Raw genomic sequence first — 1,078 nt, forward strand, 5'->3', positions numbered from 1 at the left:
AGTTATTGGCTGGCGGAAAGTATCGCCGGTCAATCCTGGTCGCGCCTGGAAAAAGGCGAGCCCCGGCGCTTCGAGAAGGGCGAGATCATGCCGACTCTGAACGTCAAGCATCGTCACAGCCGCTTCCTGCTCGCCGACCGTGTGACGGTCGAGGAGGAAAATATCGAATGGAGACTGTTCGGTGAGGTCTGAGTATTTATGGAGCTGTTTGATACTCATCGCCTTGACCGGTTGTGGCGCCAACAGTGCCGAGCCTTTGTCGGTGGACTTTGTAAACCCGCTCACCGATATCAACGTTGATCTCGCCTTCACCTGCCAACACGAAACAATTCCGGCGCCGCCCGCTGAGGCCGATGTGCTGTTCCATTACGCGCGCTGGTTGCAAAAGAACAACCAACTCAAGCAGGACAAGACCGTCGATGGAGAGATCGAACGTTTATATCGCATCGCCAGTGAGAACGGCCACTACAAGGCCAATATCAACCTGCAGAACGGTGCGATGCGCGGTACTTTCAAACTCCGTGGTGAAGAGCATTTGCGCATGAGTGAACAACTGATCAACGCGGAAGTGGCAACGGGATATTACTTTGTCGGTATCTTTTTGCAGCACGGCGCAGGCGGGTTGCAGCAAGATCACGAAATGGCCTTGCGTTACTACCGCAAAGCCGCCGATCAGGGCAATGCGCAAGCTCAGGCAGTTGTAGCCGACAAGTTGGCGCCGATTGATATTGCCCCGGATGTTGCGCGGCAGATGCGCCGTTGCGCAGCTGAACAAGGTCACGGTAAATCAGCCGTCGCCCTAGGTGTCCACTTTAAGAACAAAGGAAAGTACCAAGAAGCGCTTGAGGTCTTCCAGATGGGCGTTGTAGCTGGTAGCGACGGTGCTGCCGGCCGGTTGGAAAAAGGCTTCCGTGGCCCTAAGCCAGATAACCGCTTGCTCTACCTCGGCCAACAGGAAGACCTCGAACGCGCCGAACGCTACAAAAAAATCTGGAAAATCCTCTCGGGCTACTCCTACGCCAATCCCAAGGTCCCCGAGATCAACGAGATCCTCCCGCTGCCGCCCGCCCCGTTACCC

The 1,078-nt window shown here is 55.9% G+C and carries 1 protein-coding gene and 1 pseudogene; both read left to right on the forward strand.

The window, feature by feature from the left end:
• Nucleotides 1-192 (forward strand): annotated as a pseudogene (locus ACM6IT_RS24585) (sel1 repeat family protein); the annotation flags it as partial.
• Nucleotides 193-256: 64 nt separating this feature from the next.
• Nucleotides 257-1,078 (forward strand): DUF6396 domain-containing protein (locus tag ACM6IT_RS24590; protein WP_414918879.1); only part of this gene is annotated, 822 nt, incomplete at its 3' end.

Source organism: Pseudomonas sp. IT-P4 (assembly GCF_949767755.1).
Taxonomy (GTDB): Bacteria; Pseudomonadota; Gammaproteobacteria; order Pseudomonadales; family Pseudomonadaceae; genus Aquipseudomonas; species Aquipseudomonas monachiensis.